This window comes from Sporosarcina oncorhynchi, from assembly GCF_033304615.1.
Classification (GTDB): domain Bacteria; phylum Bacillota; class Bacilli; order Bacillales_A; family Planococcaceae; genus Sporosarcina; species Sporosarcina oncorhynchi.
The window spans coordinates 2,027,262-2,047,331 of sequence record NZ_CP129118.1; the positions used below are offsets into that span (position 1 = coordinate 2,027,262).

The window sequence follows — 20,070 nt, forward strand, 5'->3', positions numbered from 1 at the left end:
CTATTTATTCTTTTGGTATTTTGTGAACATTGACACATTCATCAATATTCCTAAAGCTAAAGATAACAGAATTAATGAAGTTCCGCCATAACTAATAAAGGGTAATGTAACACCTGTCAGCGGAATCAGTCCAGTCAATCCGCCAACATTTACAAAAGTTTGAATGCCAATAACACTGCCAATTCCTGCAGCAAGCATCCTAGCTTGAGGATCTTTTGTATTCATGGCGATGTATAATGCCCGCATCACAATAAAACCTAATCCACCCAGGACGATGATCGACCCGAATATACCTGTCTCTTCGGATATGACGGCCAATATGACATCAGTTTGTGGTTCCGGCAAATAGCCCATTTTTTGAATCGAGTTGCCAAGCCCGAGCCCTTTCATTCCACCAGAACCGATGGCAATATAGCCGTTGGCAATCTGATAACCGGAGCCCAGCTCATATTCAAATGGATTGAGGAATGACAGAATCCGGCCTTGTCTTGAAGGTGTCATGATTGTATCCCATCCGACATACAGGATCGCTAGGCAGGCGAATAGCGCAATACTAACAATACCGCTGATTTTCAAAAAGGTTTTAAACATTATACCGCTTGCGGCTATGACTGCCAAAGCTGTCAAGATAATGATGAAAGAAGTTCCAATATCCGTTTCCATCATAATCAAACCGATTGCGACTACAAGGATTAAAACAGGTGGACCGATTGATTTATTGATGTAATTAATATTTCCAGTTTCGGATTTTTTCGCAAATACACTAGAGAAGTAAACAATGATGACGATCTTAGCTATCTCAGACGGCTGGATGCTTCCGAATCCCGGCATTTTGATCCAACTTTTCGCCCCGCCGACGTCAGTCCCTACAATATGGACAAGAACGAGCAGAACAAACATGACTACGATAGAAGAGATCATTAGTTTCTTTCTTTTATAGTTTTGAAACGGAAAGAAGGATGCCATCAAAAACACGGGAATCGAGACAGCCAGATTCTTCAACTGTTTATTGTAGAAGTAGTCTGAAGAATAGTCATAACGATTTACGGCCACAACCATACTTGCACTATAAATCATTACTAACCCGAACAGACAGAGCACAGCATAAGTGATGAATAATGGGTAATCAAAATTCCTTATCATTCTTTTAAAATAATTGCCCATTGACATTACCTCTTCTTTGTTAAATAAAAAACTCAAACCAATAGTGAGTTTGAGTCTTTTGTTTATTTTTTTGTAGATAACTCATGCAAGATATTCATTTCCTTCTCAAGCAATGAGAGGATTTCCTTGCCTTTCATTCGTTCAATCAGACCAAGCTTGACAGCAAAATCTATCTCTCTCGATAAGCCATACATTTGTGTATCTAGCACTTCCTCATAGAGCGGACACTGAGGCATCGTCAAGTTATCCATTTGCACTTTTATGAGTTGCGCAATTTTGTCTGCATCGGCTTGTAGTTGCTGAATCGCTTTTTCCTGATACGTTTCCTGTAACTCTATATCCATGAGGACGCCCCCATTCACCTATTATTCCTACATGGTGATTATGAATAAATTGTATCTTTTGAGGAGATAAATTGCAAGTGTTTCCCTCCATCAAGGACACTAAGAAATCAATGACTTTCCACTTCCTATTGGAAGAGGTATACTAGTTACAAATAAAGAATGATCTAATCTTCCGTAGGAGGCTGTTATTTTGGAAACAATTATACCAATCAAAGGTAATGTAAAACACATAATCACGCTGGATCCGACAGTTTGGATTTTTGATGACCGTAAGATTGATCTTGATACTTTTTTCATTGAAGAGCAAGTGCTCAGAGATGAAGATGAAGAATATAAAGAGAATATGGGCAAGCATTGGTCGCGCGAAATTATGGAAGGGGCTACTTTTCCCCCAACATTGAAAACCGAGAAGAAATTCGACCGTAAGAAACTGGTTTCAGGTACTTTTGCCATATCCCTCGATCAGTTCGTGAAAAATGCAATTCCTAAAGAAGATGCTACAACAATTACATTTACATCAGTTGACGGAACGACGTATCCATACCCTCTCAGTCAACTTAAAGACTTTCTTTTTAAATTCAGCCAGGATGGAAAACCTCTAGCTGATGATGGACCGGTTCACTTGTTATTAAAAGACGGTTCAAATGCAGATAATCCGATCCGCTCCATCAACGGCATAACAATAGACTGAACGTTGCCATACAAAATTCAAATCGAATGGAAGGAGTTAATCGTATGCGTGTAAAATGTGTACTCTGTGACGAAATCGGAAGTCTATCAGATGATGATCCACTAGCAAAAAAGTTGAGAAACCACCTCATCAACACGTATATGTGTCCTGTCTGCCATGATAGAATCGAGGAGCTTACAAACTCCCGGGTCAACTCAGGAAAGTTCATCTTTCATCGAAGTTCCCATCCAGCCGAGGATGCTTTTTAACTAAATAGACGCAAAAAACTCCGCTGTCAAACAGCGGAGTTTTCTTTATGTTCATTCATCCTGCGGACTCTGTAGATGATTAATATCAGAGCCGCAACAATCAGACCTTCAACAATCGGAAGGAAGAATGCTAGGAATGTCAGAATCAGACATCCTATAAAGAGGAATGCGTAGATGATTACATTTTGCCAAAACTTTATTTTACGAGCAAACCCTAATTTATATACAAGAGCAGACATGAGAAACACAACAGCCAATAGAACATACCCAGCAGAAGTGAATGATGGCATCACATCATAAATGAATCGTGCAATGCCCGACATCCTATCAAGTACATCTTCGCTTTTCATTCAACACATCCCTTTCAAATACGAGAATGGATCACTCACCAAGTTTTTTCTTTTTTTGTACACGTTCACGTTCATTCTTATCAAGGACTTGCTTCCGTAAACGGATGGAAAGCGGTGTAACTTCACAATATTCATCATCGCCGAGATATTGCAACGCTTCTTCTAATGACAGAATACGCGGTTTCTTTGTTGTAACTGTTTGATCTTTCGTAGCAGATCGGACGTTTGTTGCATGTTTGATTTTTGTCAGGTTGATTGTCAAGTCAGTGTCACGGTTGTTTTCTCCTACAATCATACCCGCATAGATATCAGTTCCAGCTTCAACAAACATGACTCCGCGATCTTCTAATTGCATGATACTATAACCAGTAACGGTACCTGTCTCCATAGAAACAAGAACACCATGGCGTCGTCCACCTAACTTACCTGATGCAACTGGCTTATAGGAATCAAATGTATGGTTAATGATTCCGTAACCTCTTGTAAGCGTAAGGAAATCAGTCGAATAACCAATCAATCCACGAGCTGGAACTAGGAAGATTAAACGGACTTGTCCATTTCCATTGTTGATCATATCGATCATTTCACCTTTTCGATCACCCATAGACTCGATAATCGAGCCAGTATACTCTTCAGGAACATCTATTTGGACACGTTCCACTGGTTCAGAACGCACGCCGTCGATTGTACGGATGATGACTTGAGGTTTCGATACTTGCAATTCGAATCCTTCACGGCGCATATTTTCGATTAAGATGGACAAATGTAATTCTCCCCGACCGGAAACGACCCATGCATCTGGAGAATCTGTCGGATCTACGCGTAAAGATACATCTGTTTGCAATTGTTGTTCGAGTCGTTCTTCAATCTTTCTAGAAGTCACCCATTTACCTTCTTTTCCAGCAAACGGACTATTGTTGACTAGGAAAGTCATTTGCAAAGTCGGCTCGTCGATGTGAAGTTCCGGTAATGCTTCTAGATGATCGACTGGGCATACCGTTTCACCAACGTCGATATTTTCCATTCCGGAAACAGCAATGAGATCTCCGGCAAATGCTTCTTGGATTTCAATCCTTTTAAGCCCTAAGAAACCGTACATTTTTGAAACACGATAGTTCTTTGTGGAACCATCACGTTTAAGAACGGACACTTGTTGGCCCACTTTCATCGTTCCGCGGAATACACGGCCAATCCCTATACGCCCTACATAATCGTTATAATCTAGTAGAGAAACTTGGAATTGCAATGGCTCATCGCGATTGTCGACCGGTGCAGGAATGTTTTCAATAATTGAATCGAACAACACTTCCAACGTTTCTTCTTGATCGGCAGGATTAGGTGAAAGGCTTGCAGTTCCATTGAATCCAGATGCATAAACTACAGGGAATTCTAACTGCTCATCATTCGCGTCCAATTCAATGAACAATTCAAGAACTTCGTCGACTACTTCTTCCGGACGACCAAATTCGCGGTCGATTTTATTCACGACAACAATTGGTTTTAAGTTCGTTTCCAATGCCTTTTTCAAAACAAAACGTGTTTGTGGCATACATCCCTCAAAGGAGTCGACAACAAGAATAACACCATCAACCATTTTCAAAATACGTTCCACTTCCCCACCGAAATCGGCGTGACCCGGCGTATCTAGAATGTTAATTTTAGTATCTTTGTATTCAATACCTGTATTTTTGGCAAGTATAGTGATTCCGCGTTCACGTTCTAAGTCGTTTGAGTCCATTGCACGATCTTCTACATGTTCATTAGATCTAAATATCCCTGATTGCTTTAAAAGCTGATCAACTAGCGTTGTTTTTCCGTGGTCAACGTGGGCGATGATCGCAATATTTCGTAAGTCGTTTCGTGTATTTGTCATGTTTTCACTCCGTTATCTTTTATCAGATGATTAACTGTGTTATTATAGCACATGAGAACGATATAAAAAAACATTTTATTTGAAAGAAGGTACATTTGTGAAAAATATCAAATGGATTTTTGTCATATATTCTCTTGCAGCGGTTGCAGCAATGTGCGGAATTGGTATTGCTGTAGGGATTCGAAGCATTTCCGTAGCACTTATTTCAATGCTGGCACTAGTCTTGATAATGGGCAATGGTTTTAAAACTAAAAAGAAAATGCGCGAGCAAGGTTTACTATAATTTTCAAATCAGGACTGCATACTTCGTGCAGTCCTTTTTCATTTCAATTTAATGTGATTTCTAAGGATTTCACTATGCAAACCCGGTCTTGCCACGATGAAAGTATCTTGTCCCAGCAAATCTGGCTTTTCACCTTCTAAATTAGTAGCAATCGCGCCTACCTCTTCAGCTATCACCATTCCACCCGCTATATCCCAGGGAGATAGCCGCAATGATAGATAAGCATCAATACGACCTGAAGATACATAGGCAAGTTCCATAGCTGCGGAACCATATGATCGTGTCCCTCTACATTTGTGCACCATATCTGCAATTGGTCCATTTTCAATACGACGATTTGGTGCGACCCAACTTGCATTTACACCGATGATCGCTTCAGATAAAGGTGTAATTTCGAGCATCGGTAGCTTCTCATCGTTAAAATAAGCCCCTTCACCTTTTTCAGCGTGGTAAAGTTCATCATTCATCACATCATAGATATATCCAAGCATACCTATGCCATCCAGATAGATACCGAGTGAAATGGCAAAGTTTCTCTTCTGATGGACGAAATTCATCGTCCCATCTATTGGATCCAATAACCATATAACACCGTCCAATGATTGAACATCATCGCCAAAGCCTTCTTCTCCCAAGACCTTATGCTCGGGAAAATCGCGTTGGATCCTACTAATGAAAAACCGTTCAATATCACGATCGATATTTGTAACCAAATCATTTGCATCTGCTTTCGTATCTACATCAATCGTTCTAAAAAAAGAATTACGAATGATATGTCCCGCTTCTTTTATTAACGATTTTGCGTACTTGTCAATCATTCCCCAATTCATATCATCACCCTAACTGAATGCATATAACTTAATTGTATCATACCTGTTAAAAGGATAAACAAAAAGGCCCCTTCAATTCTCCTATTTCAGGAGATCACCGAAGGCGCCTTTTACGGTTCATTTTTTCATTATTATGCAAAAGCATTGAATGTCTCCAGCTCACTATGAATTTCAGTGAGTCTCGTTTTGCTTTTTTCAACCTGCTTACGATCTTCTTCTTGAACAGCATCATACAATGTCGCTAATTCATAATCCAATTCAAGATGGAGCAGTTTTACATATTCCTTTTCGATTTCATTTTTACGAATAATATGGACGACTTGTTTCATCTCTAACACCCCTTTACGTTTAATATAATCCAACGATGCATTTACTTACTTCTAACTTATGCTCGTATGATCGCTTTGGTTAGTTATAAGCCTTCTTGTATTAGATTGTTCCCCATTATCTGTTACGATAAACGTGATTATTGAAATGGGGGAGTAAAATTGACACAAAGTTTTTGGACTTCAAAGGATTTTGATGTTTTTTCAATCGATGGTTTAGATCATAGGATGGAAGCACTTCAGACACGTATCCAACCGAAATTCGCAGCCATTGGAGATCATCTTTCCAATTATTTATCATCATTTGGAACGGGAGAGTTTTTCCCACATATCGCAAAACACGCCAGAAGAACTGTAAACCCACCTAAAGACAGTTGGGTCGCATTTGCACCTGCAAAGAGGGGATACAAAGCATTACCACATTTTCAAGTCGGCTTATGGGGAACACATCTATTCATCATACTTGCCGTTATTTATGAAAATCCGGACAAAAAAGGTATTGCAGAAAGACTCGATAAGAATATGAAAACGCTCATATCTCTTCCAAAAGAGTATGTAATTTCCGGGGACCATATGAAGCCTGAAGCTTCCTACATAAACGAAATCGGAAAAAACGGTCTGGAAATATTGTTGGACAGGATGAAAACAGTGAAAAAAGCGGAACTCGTTATCGGAAAGCATGTATCTCCGGAACAGGCAATCTCAATGACCCAAGAGCAATTTTTCAAATTGATTGATGAGACAATCAATGAATTATTACCTGTTTATCATGTCGTCATCGGTTCAAATTAAAAAAAGGAACGGCATATAGAGTGCGCCGTTCCTTTTTACTTTTTCCGGGAGGTTATTCAGTTGCTCTTAATCAAATCGTCATCCACTGCTTCTTTGGCTTGTTTGACGATTCTAAAACTTTTAAATCCACTCGCATCTTCAAACTCATTGAATAACGTCTTTTCCTCCGCCATGGACGGCACAACTTTTTTGAATGCGCGATATGCATCCATGAATTGCCGTCTTTCAATGTGGGATTCATAAGCTTTTTCTACTGCTTGAAAAAAAGCAATAACATCAATTATTTCATCGGTCGACCAATGATGACTGATCGGATAATTATAGTCCAAGTAGTTCCATCCCTTTCTTTATAGCCATTTACTGCGAATAGTTTCGGCCTGTTGAACCATTCTTTCAATAAGCTCCGAAACAGTGGGAATGTCATCGATCATTCCAGCAACCTGACCAGCCCAACCGAAACCAGCATGACTGTCCCCTTCGTGGATGAATCGCTTATTTGCTTCTCCACTAATAAAATGCTTCAAGTCTTCATATTGAGCATTCTGCGCTTCCAACCGAAGAATCTGTTCAGTCCATTCGTTAGTTAATGCACGGGCAGGAGCACCAAGCGAACGCTTAATAATTACTGTACCCGTTTCTTTCGATTTCAATAAAGCATCTTTATAGACAGTATTTGCATGCACACATTCCTGCGTCGCAATAAATCTTGTTCCCATCTCGATTCCATCTGCTCCAAGCGCATGGGCTGCCATCCATCCCCTGCCGTCTCCGATTCCTCCAGAAGCAATGACAGGGATAGTGACCGCATCCACAACTTGAGGTACGAGAACCATTGTACCAATATCATCACGACCGAGATGTCCTCCACCTTCATGTCCAACGACCATAACCGCATCAGCACCAAGAGATTCCGCTTTCACGGCTTGTCTTTTAGCCGCGACTAACACAAGTTTTTTCATGTTAACATCTTTCAAATAGTCGAAGAATGGTGCAGGATTACCACCCGTGACAGAAACGACTGTAACACCTTCTTCGATCACGACATCCAATAAGTGTTCATATGGCCTGCCATGTTGTCCGATTGCGAAATTCACGCCAAAAGGATTGGCAGTCATTTCTTTCACTTTACGGATTTCCGTCCGTAAAGCTTCAGGAGACTCCAGACTCATTGCAGTTATTTGGCCAAGGCCTCCAGCCTCTGATACTGCGGCAGCAAGATCTGCATATGCAAGATATGCCAATCCTCCTTGCACAATCGGATACTTGATATCCAACAGTTCAGTAATTCTCGTATTCCAGTCCATGTTAGGAAACACCCCTTTACTCCGCCGCTTCGCCATCTTCCAAAATCATGATGAGCTTAGGATCTACAAACTCATAACCTTTTCCCCTTAGACCATTGACAATATCTTCCAGAGCATCTGCTGTCCATTCTCGGTCATGCATCAACAGATTCGATCCATTCCTTAACAGTTCCGTGTTAATCATAATATCTGTGATTGATTCTTTTGTCATATATTCTTTCACGAAATCGTAACCATAAGACCAGTTCATGAGCAGCATACCTTCTTGTTCAGCCAGATTTCTACTATAATCTGTATTTGAACCAAAAGGAGCGCGGAAAAATTTCGGTTTTTCACCAGTTACCTCTTCAACGATTTCATTCACCGAAAGAATTTCATCTTGTTGTTCTTCTTCAGTTAATGATTTCAAGTTCGCATGGGTCTTTGTGTGATTCCCGATCATAAAGCCCATATCATGGATCTCTTTTAACGTTTCTTTCTTCTCATCCGTAGTGATGAAATGTCCATTAACAAAGAAGATTGCGGGAACATTCAATTCTTTTAATGTTTTCGCCATATCCAATGCTCTTTTGTCAGGTGCGTCATCGATCGTCAATAAAACAATCTGCGGATCTGCGTCCTTTATCGGTTCGATGGAATACGTTTTTGGATTTAATGCATAAAGAGGTTCTTCTACTATATCCATCGGTTCCTCTTGCTCCATTTCCTCTTCGACATCTACTACTTCTCCGTCATCAATTTCCATCGATTCAGATTCATTTTCCACATCTTCAGTTTCCGAGCCGCTAGCATGACTAGCAGGTTGTTTAGTTTTTGTGTCGCCACTGCATGCCGACAGTAACAACAACGCGAATAATGATATGTATAACAAATTTTTCCTCATCAAACCATCTCCTCTAGTTGAATATGTCAATCCTAACACGATAACTATACCCGTTTCAAACGATCTATGAGCCATTTATTCGATTTTCCTTACTCAACATATTTATGTAAAAAAAACGCCCAGAGCATTGAGCTACTGGACGTTTTGTCAAACTATTATTTTGTAATCATATGAATCGGTTTACCTAGAGCAACTTCCGCCGCTTCCATTGAGATTTCTCCCAATGTAGGATGCGCGTGAATCGTCATTGCAATATCTTCCAGCGTCATGCCAGCTTCAATTGCCAATCCTAGCTCAGCGATCATATCAGAAGCATTTTCTCCGACGATTTGTGCGCCTAGAAGAAGACCATCTTCTTTACGCGACACAAGTTTCACAAAACCATCCGTTGCGTTGAGTGCAAGTGCACGGCCGTTCGCCGCAAACGGGAATTTACCTGTAACAACTTCGAATCCTTCGTCTTTCGCCTGTTGCTCGTTCAAGCCAACAGTCGCTAGTTCAGGATCTGTGAAACAAACAGCGGGAATAGCCATATAGTCTACTTCGGATTTTTCTCCAGAAATCGCCTCAGCCGCAACCTTGCCTTCGTAAGAAGCTTTGTGTGCAAGTTGTGGACCGGACACGATATCTCCTATTGCATAAATGTTTGGTACGTTTGTACGACATTGTTTATCCACTTCGATTAGGCCACGATCCAGGAAGTTTATGCCTAATCCTTCAAGACCGATTTCATCGGTATTTGGACGACGTCCTACTGTTACAAGCACATAATCCGCTTCGACTTTCTGTTCTTCGCCTTTAGCTTCATATGTTACTACAACTCCACTTTCAGACTCTTCAACGTCTTTTGCAGAAGCTTTCACAACGATTTCGACGCCTTTTTTCTTCAAGCCTTTTTTAACAATTTGTGTCATTTGCTTTTCGAAACCTGCTAGGATATCGTCAGCACCTTCGATAATCGTAACTTTCGAACCTAGGTTTGCATATGCAGAACCAAGTTCAGTACCGATATATCCACCACCGATAACAACTAGATGTCCAGGAACTTCTTCCAAGTTAAGAGCACCCGTTGAATTGATGACACGCTTTGTATATTTGAATGATGGAATTTCAACTGGACGTGATCCAGTAGCAATGATTGCGTTTTTAAATTTATACGTTTGTGAAGATTTTTCATCCATAACTTTAGCTGTATTCGCATCTACGAAATACGCTTCACCTTGGATGATATCAACTTTATTACCTTTAAGAAGCCCTTCAACGCCGCCTGTCAATTTCTTGACTACCCCATCTTTAAATGCTTGCGCTTTTGAGAAGTCTAGCTTTACATCAGACGCTGTAATTCCCATATCATCAGAACCTTTTGCAGATACAAAACGATGGCCTACAGAAATTAGTGCCTTTGACGGGATACATCCTACGTTCAGACATACGCCTCCAAGCATTTCTTTTTCAACAATTGTTACTTTTTGACCAAGTTGTGCTGCGCGTATTGCTGCAACGTATCCTCCTGGGCCTGATCCTACGACAAGTGTATCAACTTCAATTGGAAAGTCTCCTACTACCATTTGCTTACGCCTCCATTAATAAAAGTTCTGGATTTCCGAGCAATTTCTTAATGTGGTTCAGAGCTTGTTGTCCTGTAACACCATCAATTACCCGATGATCAAATACCAATGATAATGCTAACATAGGTGCCGCCACGATTTCACCATTTTTAACTATTGGCTTTTCAGAAATACGGCCGATGCCCAAAATAGCAACTTCTGGGTGGTTGATAATCGGTGTAAACCATTGCCCGCCTGCTGAACCGATATTCGTGATAGAACAAGATGCGCCTTTCATTTCAGCTAAGCTCAATTTGCCGTCACGTGCTTTTTCTGCAAGAGAACTAATTTCTTCGGAAATAGCAAATACAGATTTGCGATCTGCGTTTTTAATAACCGGTACGAGTAAGCCGCGATCCGTGTCTGCAGCAATTCCGATATTGAAATAATGCTTTTGAATGATTTCTTCAGTTTCATCATCCAGAGAAGTATTCAATTGTGGGAACTCACGCAAAGTAGAGACGAGTGCTTTCACTACATACGGAAGATATGTCAATTTAATATCTTTTTCAGCTGCGATATCTTTGAACTTCTTACGGTGTGCAACAAGTTCTGTAACATCAATTTCATCCAATAAAGTAACATGAGGAGCCGTGCGTTTCGAGTTGACCATTGCTTTCGCAATTGCTTTTCTCATGCCCGACATCTTCTCGCGCGTTTCTGGGAAGTCACCTTCCAAGATTACCGGTGCAGATGATTTTGTCTCATCTTCTTTTGAAACTACAGCATCTTCCTTATTCTCTTCAACGGTTGTCTCATTGACAACTGGCTTTTGACCGCCATTCAGGAATGACTCTATGTCTTCCTTCAGCACACGGCCGTTTTTCCCAGTTCCTTGCACTTCATGAATATCGACTTCTTGTTCACGTGCGAACTTACGGACTGAAGGCATTGCGATGACACGAGTAGTGGAAGAATCCGTTCCTTCAACTTTAGCCGCGGGAACAGACTCTTCTTTTTTAGCTTCTTGTTTCTTCACTTCTTGCTTTTCAATATCCTGACCAGCTTCTGCTGTCGATTGGACTTGAGCTTCAGTCTCTTCAGTGCCTTCTTCATCACCATGTTGATGATTTTCGTATCCAGGAGCATCAAATCGGATTAGTATATCACCGACTACCGCAACTTGCCCTTCTCCAACTAGAACTTCTTCGACTGTGCCTGTAACAGGTGATGGGATTTCCACAACTGCTTTATCGTTCTGGATTTCTAGAAGTGTGTCGTCTTCATTGATTTTATCGCCTTTTGCGACAAACCACTTTACAACTTCACCTTCGTGAATACCCTCCCCGATGTCCGGCAAACGGAATTCAAATGCCACAAGATTCACCCTTTCGTATTATCAGAGTTAAACTCCGAATTAGAATGTCAAAACTTTCTTAGCTGTTTCAATGATGTCGTTCGCATTTGGCAACCATGAATTTTCACCTTGCGCAAAAGGATAGATTGTATCAGGTGCAGCAACGCGAAGAACCGGTGCTTCTAGGCTCAAGATTGCCCGCTCAGTAATTTCAGAAACGACGTTAGCAGCGATACCTGCCTGTTTCTGTGCTTCTTGTACAACTATTGCACGGTTTGTCTTTTCGACTGAAGCGATGATTGTCTCAATGTCAAGTGGTTGGATTGTACGTAAATCGACAACTTCAACTGAGTAGCCATCTTTTTCGAGTGCTTCAGCAGCCTTCAAGCTCTCATGAACCATCGCGCCGTATGTGATAATCGAAAGATCAGTACCTTCACGCTTCACATCTGCTTTTCCAAGTGGAATCGTATACTCTTCCTCAGGAACTTCCTGTCTGAATGAACGGTACAACTTCATATGCTCTAGGAAGATCACAGGATTCTCGTCTTTAATCGCTGAGATCAGTAGACCTTTTGCATCATAAGGAGTTGAAGGTATGACAACTTTTAAACCAGGTTGTGATGCGACTAGACCTTCAAAACTGTCCGCGTGCATTTCAGGTGTAGCAACACCTCCGCCAAATGGTGAACGGATTGTAACAGGTGCGTTGAAATGTCCACCGCTTCTGAATGATTGACGAGCCAGTTGGCCACTAATAGAGTCAATTACTTCATAGAGGAAACCAAAGAACTGGATTTCCATAACAGGACGGAAACCTGTAAGTGTTAAACCAATTGCTAGTCCACCAATTCCAGACTCAGCAAGCGGCGTATCAAATACACGGTCAACTCCGAATTCTTTTTGCAGACCTTCCGTTGCACGGAAAACTCCGCCATTTGCTCCAACGTCTTCACCGAAGACGAGGACGTTTTCATCATTTTTAAGCTCCGTGCGCATTGCATCGGTGATTGCTTGAATCATCGTCATTTGTGCCATCGGTTACTTCGACTCCTTCGCTGTATAGATATCAAGTTGTTCCTGTAAGTTAAACGGCAAGTCGCCTTTGTACATAATATTGATAAAATCGCTTACTTTCTGCTTTGGTGCAGCATCCGCTTGTTTGATAGCTTCTTTTATTTCTTCTTTTGCACGTTCGATTACTTCATTTTCCTTTTCTTCTGACCAAATACCTTTACCTTCTAGATATTTGCGGAAGCGGATCAATGGATCACGTTTTTCCCAATCACTATCTGTTTCTGAAGTACGGTAGCGTGTCGGGTCGTCTCCTGCCATTGTATGAGGACCATAACGATATGTCATTGTCTCAATTAGAGTAGGACCTTCACCGTTGATTGCACGTTCACGCGCATCTCGCGTTGCAGCGTAGACTGCTAGTGCGTCCATTCCATCAACAAGTATGCTTGGTATTCCTGCTGCCACACCTTTTTGCGCTAGTGTTTTAGCTGCAGTCTGCAACTCACGAGGAGTCGAAATTGCATATTGGTTATTCTGAATGATGAAGATAGCCGGTGCACGGAATGCTCCTGCAAAGTTAATACCTTCATAGAAATCACCTTGTGAAGTACCACCGTCACCTGTATATGTCATAGCTACAGCTTTTGTGCCACGCTTTTGGAATCCTAATGCGACACCAGCAGCTTGAATATATTGTGCACCAATGATAATTTGCGGCATAAAGATATTTAGACCTTCAGGTATGATGCTTCCCTGGAAATGTCCGCGTGACCATAAGAATGCCATATGTAATGGTAATCCATGAAATACGATTTGCGGAACATCGCGGTAACCCGGTAAGATGAAATCTTCTTTTTTAAGTGCGAAATGGGAAGCGAGTTGTGATGCTTCCTGTCCAGCTGTTGGAGCATAGAAGCCCAGACGCCCTTGGCGATTGAGTGATATTGAGCGTTGGTCCAAAATTCTTGTATACACCATACGTGTCATTAATTCTGTCAGTTCTTCATCTGATAGGTTTGGATCGGCTTCCTTATTAACGATCTCGCCTTCTTCATTTAGGATCTGGAACATTTCAAACTTCTCTTCAATTGAATGAAGCGTTTGTACCGGATCGAACTGCTTGTCTTTTTTTGCAGCCATGACGGCAACTCTCCTTTATAACTGTATTATGTTTAGAATCTGTTAGTAATGATACAATCATCTTCCTTACTCAGTATACTGAAGAGGGACAAATTGGTCAAACATTGGATTCCATTAGGATTTCTTCGATTTTCCGCTATTAAAACTATTCTTAAATATGAATCTGTACTACTACAATAAAGCATCTGTATTATAATAGACTGGTTTCTATTTGAGAATAAAAAAAGAATAATGAAGACATGAAGTCTCCATTATTCCTATCCCACTATTCGTCTTTTTTCAAACTTTTAAAAACATTATCTTTGACTTCATTCACTTTTTTTGTAGATTCATTAAATTTGGTTATTGCTTCTTTAACTACTTCGTTCTGGGTATTCACTTCTTCAACCTTATTCTTTAATTCATCCAATTGCACATCTTCTTTTGGAAGCATATCATAAAACTCTTTTTGGATTGAAGTAAGCTTTTTATATTCATTTATAAATACCGCATGTAACTCATATCGTTGACTAACAGTGTCAGTCAACTCATCAATACTTTTTTTCTCAGATTCGGAAGCTTTGTCTTTAATTCCTTCCAATTCTTTGATATGTGTTTTCGCTTCGTTAATGGCCGATTCTTCTTCGTCCAAATTAGCAAGTCTTTCTTCATTAAGCTTCTTTAGTTCGTCCACTTTTGAGCGAAGCTGATCAACATCTTCTTTAGTTAACTCCATCGTTTCAGTGAAAGTTTTCTGCTCGGTCTGTTCCAGTTCAGTTAATTTACTTTGTGCACTACGATATGTTGACTCAATATCGTTCATTTTCGTCAGTGTGTCGGAAAGTTGTTTCTCCATCGATACACCTATACTACAACCGGATACTATCAGCATAACGGCAGCTAGCAATCCCACGACTTTCATTTTCATATTCTTTCCTCCAATCTGAATTTCACTATATCGTTATAAGGCGCTAAATTCAAGCATGTACAAATTCCTTTATCCCTTTTTAGTATTGGATTATACTATGGATAGAGTATCTTTTTTTGAAAGGAATGGCATAGATGATAGAAATGAATGACATTGTCCGAGAAGGACATCCCTCTCTCAGGAAAGTGGCTACCGAAGTTCAGTTTCCATTAACAGATGAAGAACAATCGCTTTGCAGGGATTTACTTGGATATGTCGTAAACAGCCAAGATGATGAACTTTGTGCAAGATATGGACTGCGGCCCGGAATAGGTCTTGCTTCACCACAAGTGAATGTTTCTAAAAGGATATTCGCTCTTCATATAGAAGAAGATGATAAAAAACCACTAAGTATTATAGCTATCAATCCAAAGATCGTCAGTCATTCAGTTGAAAAGACTTATCTCACTTCGGGTGAAGGTTGTCTGTCTGTTGACCGTGATATAGAAGGCTATGTACCGAGGTATGCTCGTATAACGGTAAAAGCATACGATACTGATGGCATAGAATATAAATTACGGTTGAAAGGACTTCCTGCGATTGCTTTCCAGCATGAGCTCGATCATTTGAATGGCATCATGTTCTACGACCATATTGATGCGCAAGCTCCCTTTAAAGATATTCCTGGCGCACTTCCCTATGACAGAGACTAATTTGTTCCTATGAAGTTTTTCGAAATTAAGACTTGACAGAAAGTTCTAATTTTGTTATAATGACTTCAAGGAGTGAAATGCCCATGTACAAGCGCCTGAAACGAAAATGGCTCAAACGGCTCAATGGCATACTCGGCAGAAAAACGATTGCATAAATTACGCCCGCCAATACAATTGGTGGGCTTTTCTTTATTTTAAGGATGTGGCATGCTAATATGAAGAGAATGATTTCAAACGAACGTAAAAAGGAGAGCTTATTTATGATTTTCAAGGTTTATTTCCAAGAGAACGCTTTACAAGTACCAATTCGCGAAAACACTCAGCACATCTATGTTGAAGCTGATTCTGAACAATCCGTCCGCGAAAAATTGAAAGACCGCAAATATAATATCGAAATGATTCAAGTATTGGAAGGTCCACACCTCGAATACGAGCAGGCTTCCTCACATTTCGAGCTTGAGCAGGTCTAAAAACAATGAAACTAATTAAAAACAATGAAACTGCTGTTTTCGCTTTAGGCGGACTAGGTGAAATCGGCAAGAATACGTACTGCATCCAATTCCAGGATGAAATCATCGTTATTGACGCAGGCATCAAATTCCCTGAGGATGATCTATTGGGCATCGATTATGTCATTCCTGATTATACGTATCTTGAGCGGAATATTGATAAAATTAAAGGCCTGTTCATCACTCACGGGCACGAAGACCATATTGGTGGTATCCCCTATCTGTTACGCAAAATCAACATCCCTGTGTATGGCGGAAAACTAGCACTCGGTCTGCTGCGCAATAAGTTGGACGAGCACGGACTTCTAAGATCTACTAAATTAATTGAAATTAAAGAAGAAGATGTTATTAAGTTCCGTAAGACTTCTGTATCATTTTTCAGAACGACACATAGTATTCCTGATGCTGTTGGTGTAGTAGTTAAAACACCTTCAGGGAACATTGTTCATACAGGTGATTTTAAATTCGACTTTACGCCTGTCGGTGAACCTGCGAACCTTGCTAAAATGGCTAAGGTCGGCAGTGAAGGCGTACTTTGTTTACTTTCGGACAGCACAAATGCAGAAGTACCAAACTTCACGATGTCCGAACGCAAAGTCGGAGACAGTCTCAACGAAATCTTTAGGAAAGTGGATGGACGTGTCATTTTCGCAACTTTCGCATCCAATATCCACCGCCTCGAGCAAGTTATTGAAGCAGCTCAGAAATATGGCAGGAAAATCGCTATATTCGGACGTAGTATGGATAATGCAATTACAATCGGTCGCGAACTGGGTTACATCAATGCGCCTAAAGAATTATTTGTCGATACACAAACATTAAATAGACTACCAGCCAATGAAGTAATGATTCTCTGTACCGGAAGCCAAGGAGAACCGATGGCGGCCTTATCCAGAATCGCAAACGGTACACACCGTCAAGTGCAAATTCAACCCGGTGACACCGTCATCTTCTCTTCTTCACCAATTCCAGGAAACACATTGAGTGTCAACAAGACAATCAATGCCCTATTCCGCGCAGGTGCAGAAGTCATCCATGGTGCTTTGAACAACATCCATACTTCAGGTCACGGTTCACAGGAAGAACAAAAACTTATGCTTCGCCTAATTCAACCAAAATACTTTATGCCGATCCATGGTGAATATCGTATGTTAACGATGCATAAGGAACTTGCCATTAGTTGTGATGTATTGCCTGAAAACAACTTCATCATGAGCAACGGTGATGTTCTTGCCCTTACTAAAGATTCCGCAAGACTTGCCGGAAAAGTGCCTTCAGGTGATATATACATCGATGGCAGTGGCATCGGTGATATTGGAAGCGTCGTCCTCAGAGACCGTAAAGTACTGTCTGAAGATGGTCTAGTCATTGTTGTAGCTACAATTGACAAGAAACGTAAAAAGGTTGTCAGCGGTCCGGACATCATTTCCAGAGGTTTTGTCTATATGAGAGAATCCGGAATGATGATCAACGAAGCGCAACATCTACTATCGAAAGAACTGCAACGGAAAGTTCAAAATTCCACTGCAGACGTTTCTTCATTGAAAACCGATATCATTGATATCCTTTCACCATTCTTATACGATCAGACAAAACGTAGACCGATGGTTTTACCCGTCGTTATGGAAGTATAATATTAAAAACCTGGTATCCTAGTGGATATCAGGTTTTTTGTTATTCCTATTACAGGCACATTGATTTAATGAAGTGCTTTCTTTTCAAAGCGATGAATATCTACGTCTGAACCGATAACGATTAAAATATCATTCAACTCAATTTCTTCAATTGCCTGTGGAGAAACTAAAATTTGTGTTTGCCGTTTAATTGCAACAATATTGACTCCGAATTTTGCTCGGATATCCAAATCAATCAAAGTGGATCCAGCCAACTTTTCATTTGCACGTATTTCCACTATTGAATACTCATCCGATAACTCCAAGTAATCGAGAATATTGTTAGACAGCATATTATTAGCTATCCTCTTTGCCATATCGCGCTCAGGATGGACAACTTGGTCTGCTCCGATTTTCCGCAACACTTTTTCATGATAGTCATTTTGCGCTTTGACTGTAATATGCTTGACACCGACTTCTTTTAATATTAATGTCGTCAAAATGCTGGCTTGGATATTTTCACCGATTGCAACAACGACATGTTCAAAATTGCGAATACCCAATGACCGCAAAGCGGATTCGTCAGTCGTATCCGCAGTAACTGCAGTTGTAGCTATTTGTGCATATTCTTCCACACGGTCGGATGAAATATCGATTGCCATTACTTCAGCACCTAACTCTACCAACTCGGTAACGATACTTCCTCCAAACCGTCCCAATCCGATAACTACGAATTCTTTTTTCATTGACCCCGCTCCAATCCCTTGATGGATGTGACAAGTGTATCATACAGAACCTTATCTCCTCAACGACTTCCGCCGAAATTCGCTGGAATTGAAAAAAGCGACCTCTAGAGGCCGCTATATTTATATAGTACTTACTTTTTCATTTCGTCAAGGACACGATTTACGCGTTTCTCAAGCATTTTCATACCGCTTCCGCCAGCCTGGAAATGGCGTAATTGACCGTCTTTATCAAAAACATAATACGCCGGCACATATTGATTGTCATATGCGTCCGTTAATTTTAAATCGTTGTCTACGAAAATGGGTTGTGTAATATCGTGTTCCGCAGCAACTTCTTTAATATTGGCTAAATCGACGTCGTCCTCTGAACGTGGCATATGCACAGCAATAACATTTAATTCGTCTTTGTACTGATTTCTAAAGTTATTTACATCTGGCATCGCTTCTTTACATAAGTGACAGCTAACAGACCAGAAATGGATGAGTGTCGGTTTTTCCCCGACAAGCTCAGCTTTCGTCACTTCCCCGTTTAGCCATGCTGTAGCGCCAGTCAATTCCGGCATTTGTTCACGTAATTTCATACTTAATCTCCTCCGGTTTAAAAGATCCCCACTGCTTATACTATGCGTGGGGATCTGAATTGGTTGTAAGGAAAAATTATAGTGTCTTTTGGCCAGGTCTCCAGTTTGCAGGGCAAAGTCCGCCTGTTTGAAGAGCTTGCAGCACACGCAATGTTTCATCCACATCTCTGCCGATGTCGTTATGGAACACAGTCTGATATTTCAATTCACCTTCAGGGCTAATGATGAATAGGCCACGAAGTGCGATTCCTTCTTCTTCGATCAACACGCCGTAGTTACGTGAAACTGCATGATTTGTATCTGCAGCTAATGGGTACTTCAACTGTTCAAGACCATTGTCTTTACGGTCTGTATTGATCCATGCAAGATGCGTATGGATCGTGTCAGTTGAAACGCCTACCACTTCTGCATCAAGGTCTTCAAACTCATCGTATCGGTCAGACATTGCTGTGATTTCTGTTGGGCAGACAAATGTGAAGTCCATCGGATAAAAGAAAAGAACTGTCCATTTGTCATTTTTCATATTTTCTTCCAAGCTCACTTTTCCAAATGACTTGTCCGCTAATACCGCTTCCATTGTAAATTCCGGTGCTTGTCTACCTACCATGCGTTCTACCATAAGTAAATCCCTCCAATATTTCTTCGTTCAGGTTTAGTATCTCCTGAACAATCCTTATCCAGAATAACAAAACCTCGATTTGGTTTCAATTATAACGTATCGAATATAATAATCATTATCATTAAATGTGTCTAAACTTTGTGCTCTGTTCCCCATTGTTTCTATTTAGTCCTCCTGAGTTCGAATGTTTAACTTAAGAACGAATTAGGGAATGCTAGTAATGGCTATTCTTAATGCAAGACTTTCAATTGAGA

The 20,070-nt window shown here is 40.6% G+C and carries 24 protein-coding genes; 7 read left to right on the plus strand and 17 right to left on the minus strand.

All coding sequences use genetic code 11. The annotated features are described in order from the left end of the window. A complete protein-coding gene (locus QWT69_RS09745; RefSeq protein WP_317965200.1) occupies positions 1-1,164 on the minus strand; it encodes an FtsW/RodA/SpoVE family cell cycle protein in 1,164 nt (387 codons plus the stop codon). Positions 1,165-1,226: 62 nt separating this feature from the next. Next, on the minus strand, positions 1,227-1,508 hold the full coding sequence (locus QWT69_RS09750; RefSeq protein WP_317965202.1) for an Fpa/YlaN family protein: 282 nt from the start codon (positions 1,506-1,508) through the stop codon (positions 1,227-1,229). A gap of 190 nt (positions 1,509-1,698) precedes the next feature. Here QWT69_RS09750 and QWT69_RS09755 point away from each other — a divergent pair, with 190 nt between their 5' ends. Both QWT69_RS09755 and QWT69_RS09760 read left to right on the plus strand, forming a co-directional pair. Then, the gene (locus QWT69_RS09755; protein WP_317965204.1) at positions 1,699-2,199 is read left to right on the plus strand and encodes a molybdopterin-binding protein; all 501 of its coding nucleotides are present in this window, start codon (positions 1,699-1,701) and stop codon (positions 2,197-2,199) included. 44 nt (positions 2,200-2,243) lie between these two features. Then, a complete protein-coding gene (locus QWT69_RS09760) occupies positions 2,244-2,447 on the plus strand; it encodes a YlaI family protein (RefSeq protein WP_317965206.1) in 204 nt (67 codons plus the stop codon). Positions 2,448-2,473: 26 nt separating this feature from the next. Here the strand turns inward: QWT69_RS09760 and QWT69_RS09765 are convergent, their stop codons facing one another. Together QWT69_RS09765 and typA are read right to left on the minus strand one after the other, a co-directional pair. Next, the gene (locus tag QWT69_RS09765; RefSeq protein ID WP_317965208.1) at positions 2,474-2,797 is read right to left on the minus strand and encodes a YlaH-like family protein; all 324 of its coding nucleotides are present in this window, start codon (positions 2,795-2,797) and stop codon (positions 2,474-2,476) included. Positions 2,798-2,828: 31 nt separating this feature from the next. Next, entirely contained in the window at positions 2,829-4,670 is a 1,842-nt protein-coding gene (gene typA / locus QWT69_RS09770; protein ID WP_317965210.1) for a translational GTPase TypA, read from the minus strand. A 97-nt stretch (positions 4,671-4,767) separates the two neighbouring features. Here typA and QWT69_RS09775 point away from each other — a divergent pair, with 97 nt between their 5' ends. Then, the gene (locus QWT69_RS09775) at positions 4,768-4,953 is read left to right on the plus strand and encodes a YlaF family protein (RefSeq protein ID WP_317965212.1); all 186 of its coding nucleotides are present in this window, start codon (positions 4,768-4,770) and stop codon (positions 4,951-4,953) included. A 38-nt stretch (positions 4,954-4,991) separates the two neighbouring features. Here the strand turns inward: QWT69_RS09775 and QWT69_RS09780 are convergent, their stop codons facing one another. Further along, the gene (locus tag QWT69_RS09780) at positions 4,992-5,783 is read right to left on the minus strand and encodes an inositol monophosphatase family protein (RefSeq protein WP_317965214.1); all 792 of its coding nucleotides are present in this window, start codon (positions 5,781-5,783) and stop codon (positions 4,992-4,994) included. Positions 5,784-5,914: 131 nt separating this feature from the next. Continuing rightward, on the minus strand, positions 5,915-6,112 hold the full coding sequence (locus QWT69_RS09785) for a hypothetical protein (RefSeq protein ID WP_317965216.1): 198 nt from the start codon (positions 6,110-6,112) through the stop codon (positions 5,915-5,917). A gap of 159 nt (positions 6,113-6,271) precedes the next feature. Here QWT69_RS09785 and QWT69_RS09790 point away from each other — a divergent pair, with 159 nt between their 5' ends. After that, on the plus strand, positions 6,272-6,901 hold the full coding sequence (locus QWT69_RS09790; RefSeq protein ID WP_317965218.1) for a YktB family protein: 630 nt from the start codon (positions 6,272-6,274) through the stop codon (positions 6,899-6,901). 56 nt (positions 6,902-6,957) lie between these two features. Here the strand turns inward: QWT69_RS09790 and QWT69_RS09795 are convergent, their stop codons facing one another. The 8 genes from QWT69_RS09795 to QWT69_RS09830 form a co-directional block, all read right to left on the minus strand. Further along, positions 6,958-7,230: a UPF0223 family protein gene (locus QWT69_RS09795; RefSeq protein WP_317965220.1), complete on the minus strand. Its 273-nt coding sequence runs from the start codon at positions 7,228-7,230 to the stop codon at positions 6,958-6,960. 18 nt (positions 7,231-7,248) lie between these two features. Then, positions 7,249-8,205 carry an NAD(P)H-dependent flavin oxidoreductase gene (locus QWT69_RS09800; RefSeq protein ID WP_317965222.1) on the minus strand — a complete coding sequence of 319 codons (957 nt, stop codon included), beginning with the start codon at positions 8,203-8,205 and terminating at the stop codon, positions 7,249-7,251. 16 nt (positions 8,206-8,221) lie between these two features. Next, positions 8,222-9,088 carry a polysaccharide deacetylase family protein gene (locus tag QWT69_RS09805; RefSeq protein WP_317965224.1) on the minus strand — a complete coding sequence of 289 codons (867 nt, stop codon included), beginning with the start codon at positions 9,086-9,088 and terminating at the stop codon, positions 8,222-8,224. A 155-nt stretch (positions 9,089-9,243) separates the two neighbouring features. Further along, complete coding sequence (gene lpdA / locus QWT69_RS09810) at positions 9,244-10,656, minus strand: dihydrolipoyl dehydrogenase (RefSeq protein WP_317965226.1); 1,413 nt, start codon at positions 10,654-10,656, stop codon at positions 9,244-9,246. 4 nt (positions 10,657-10,660) lie between these two features. Continuing rightward, positions 10,661-12,013: a dihydrolipoamide acetyltransferase family protein gene (locus tag QWT69_RS09815; RefSeq protein ID WP_317965228.1), complete on the minus strand. Its 1,353-nt coding sequence runs from the start codon at positions 12,011-12,013 to the stop codon at positions 10,661-10,663. 39 nt (positions 12,014-12,052) lie between these two features. Continuing rightward, the gene (locus QWT69_RS09820; protein WP_317965230.1) at positions 12,053-13,030 is read right to left on the minus strand and encodes an alpha-ketoacid dehydrogenase subunit beta; all 978 of its coding nucleotides are present in this window, start codon (positions 13,028-13,030) and stop codon (positions 12,053-12,055) included. Positions 13,031-13,033: 3 nt separating this feature from the next. Beyond that, positions 13,034-14,149, minus strand: coding sequence for a pyruvate dehydrogenase (acetyl-transferring) E1 component subunit alpha (gene pdhA / locus QWT69_RS09825; RefSeq protein WP_317965233.1), 1,116 nt, complete (start codon positions 14,147-14,149; stop codon positions 13,034-13,036). A gap of 265 nt (positions 14,150-14,414) precedes the next feature. Next, positions 14,415-15,056 carry a YkyA family protein gene (locus tag QWT69_RS09830; RefSeq protein ID WP_317965237.1) on the minus strand — a complete coding sequence of 214 codons (642 nt, stop codon included), beginning with the start codon at positions 15,054-15,056 and terminating at the stop codon, positions 14,415-14,417. A 134-nt stretch (positions 15,057-15,190) separates the two neighbouring features. Here QWT69_RS09830 and def point away from each other — a divergent pair, with 134 nt between their 5' ends. From def to rnjA, 3 genes are all read left to right on the plus strand, one after another. Further along, on the plus strand, positions 15,191-15,748 hold the full coding sequence (gene def, locus QWT69_RS09835; RefSeq protein ID WP_317965239.1) for a peptide deformylase: 558 nt from the start codon (positions 15,191-15,193) through the stop codon (positions 15,746-15,748). A gap of 260 nt (positions 15,749-16,008) precedes the next feature. Beyond that, on the plus strand, positions 16,009-16,218 hold the full coding sequence (locus QWT69_RS09840) for a DNA-dependent RNA polymerase subunit epsilon (protein ID WP_317965241.1): 210 nt from the start codon (positions 16,009-16,011) through the stop codon (positions 16,216-16,218). A gap of 5 nt (positions 16,219-16,223) precedes the next feature. Then, entirely contained in the window at positions 16,224-17,891 is a 1,668-nt protein-coding gene (rnjA, locus tag QWT69_RS09845; RefSeq protein WP_317965243.1) for a ribonuclease J1, read from the plus strand. 65 nt (positions 17,892-17,956) lie between these two features. On the opposite strand, the gene QWT69_RS09850 is transcribed toward rnjA, so the two are convergent. From QWT69_RS09850 to QWT69_RS09860, 3 genes are all read right to left on the minus strand, one after another. Beyond that, positions 17,957-18,616, minus strand: a complete 660-nt coding sequence (locus tag QWT69_RS09850) for a potassium channel family protein (protein ID WP_317965245.1) — start codon at positions 18,614-18,616, stop codon at positions 17,957-17,959. A gap of 131 nt (positions 18,617-18,747) precedes the next feature. After that, positions 18,748-19,197 carry a redoxin domain-containing protein gene (locus QWT69_RS09855; RefSeq protein ID WP_317965247.1) on the minus strand — a complete coding sequence of 150 codons (450 nt, stop codon included), beginning with the start codon at positions 19,195-19,197 and terminating at the stop codon, positions 18,748-18,750. Positions 19,198-19,273: 76 nt separating this feature from the next. Next, entirely contained in the window at positions 19,274-19,816 is a 543-nt protein-coding gene (locus tag QWT69_RS09860; RefSeq protein WP_317965249.1) for a peroxiredoxin, read from the minus strand. Positions 19,817-20,070 lie beyond the last annotated feature (254 nt).

What these genes read in the sequence shown, in the direction of transcription:
- QWT69_RS09745 (WP_317965200.1), bottom strand. Translation starts at nt 1,164, where the DNA reads ATGGGCAATTATTTTAAAAGAATGATAAGGAATTTTGATTACCCATTA.
- QWT69_RS09750 (WP_317965202.1), bottom strand. Translation starts at nt 1,508, where the DNA reads ATGGATATAGAGTTACAGGAAACGTATCAGGAAAAAGCGATTCAGCAA.
- QWT69_RS09760 (WP_317965206.1), top strand. Translation starts at nt 2,244, where the DNA reads ATGCGTGTAAAATGTGTACTCTGTGACGAAATCGGAAGTCTATCAGAT.
- QWT69_RS09765 (WP_317965208.1), bottom strand. Translation starts at nt 2,797, where the DNA reads ATGAAAAGCGAAGATGTACTTGATAGGATGTCGGGCATTGCACGATTC.
- typA (WP_317965210.1), bottom strand. Translation starts at nt 4,670, where the DNA reads ATGACAAATACACGAAACGACTTACGAAATATTGCGATCATCGCCCAC.
- QWT69_RS09780 (WP_317965214.1), bottom strand. Translation starts at nt 5,783, where the DNA reads ATGAATTGGGGAATGATTGACAAGTACGCAAAATCGTTAATAAAAGAA.
- QWT69_RS09785 (WP_317965216.1), bottom strand. Translation starts at nt 6,112, where the DNA reads ATGAAACAAGTCGTCCATATTATTCGTAAAAATGAAATCGAAAAGGAA.
- QWT69_RS09800 (WP_317965222.1), bottom strand. Translation starts at nt 8,205, where the DNA reads ATGGACTGGAATACGAGAATTACTGAACTGTTGGATATCAAGTATCCG.
- QWT69_RS09805 (WP_317965224.1), bottom strand. Translation starts at nt 9,088, where the DNA reads ATGAGGAAAAATTTGTTATACATATCATTATTCGCGTTGTTGTTACTG.
- lpdA (WP_317965226.1), bottom strand. Translation starts at nt 10,656, where the DNA reads ATGGTAGTAGGAGACTTTCCAATTGAAGTTGATACACTTGTCGTAGGA.
- QWT69_RS09820 (WP_317965230.1), bottom strand. Translation starts at nt 13,030, where the DNA reads ATGGCACAAATGACGATGATTCAAGCAATCACCGATGCAATGCGCACG.
- pdhA (WP_317965233.1), bottom strand. Translation starts at nt 14,149, where the DNA reads ATGGCTGCAAAAAAAGACAAGCAGTTCGATCCGGTACAAACGCTTCAT.
- QWT69_RS09830 (WP_317965237.1), bottom strand. Translation starts at nt 15,056, where the DNA reads ATGAAAATGAAAGTCGTGGGATTGCTAGCTGCCGTTATGCTGATAGTA.
- def (WP_317965239.1), top strand. Translation starts at nt 15,191, where the DNA reads ATGATAGAAATGAATGACATTGTCCGAGAAGGACATCCCTCTCTCAGG.
- QWT69_RS09840 (WP_317965241.1), top strand. Translation starts at nt 16,009, where the DNA reads ATGATTTTCAAGGTTTATTTCCAAGAGAACGCTTTACAAGTACCAATT.
- rnjA (WP_317965243.1), top strand. Translation starts at nt 16,224, where the DNA reads ATGAAACTAATTAAAAACAATGAAACTGCTGTTTTCGCTTTAGGCGGA.
- QWT69_RS09850 (WP_317965245.1), bottom strand. Translation starts at nt 18,616, where the DNA reads ATGAAAAAAGAATTCGTAGTTATCGGATTGGGACGGTTTGGAGGAAGT.
- QWT69_RS09855 (WP_317965247.1), bottom strand. Translation starts at nt 19,197, where the DNA reads ATGAAATTACGTGAACAAATGCCGGAATTGACTGGCGCTACAGCATGG.
- QWT69_RS09860 (WP_317965249.1), bottom strand. Translation starts at nt 19,816, where the DNA reads ATGGTAGAACGCATGGTAGGTAGACAAGCACCGGAATTTACAATGGAA.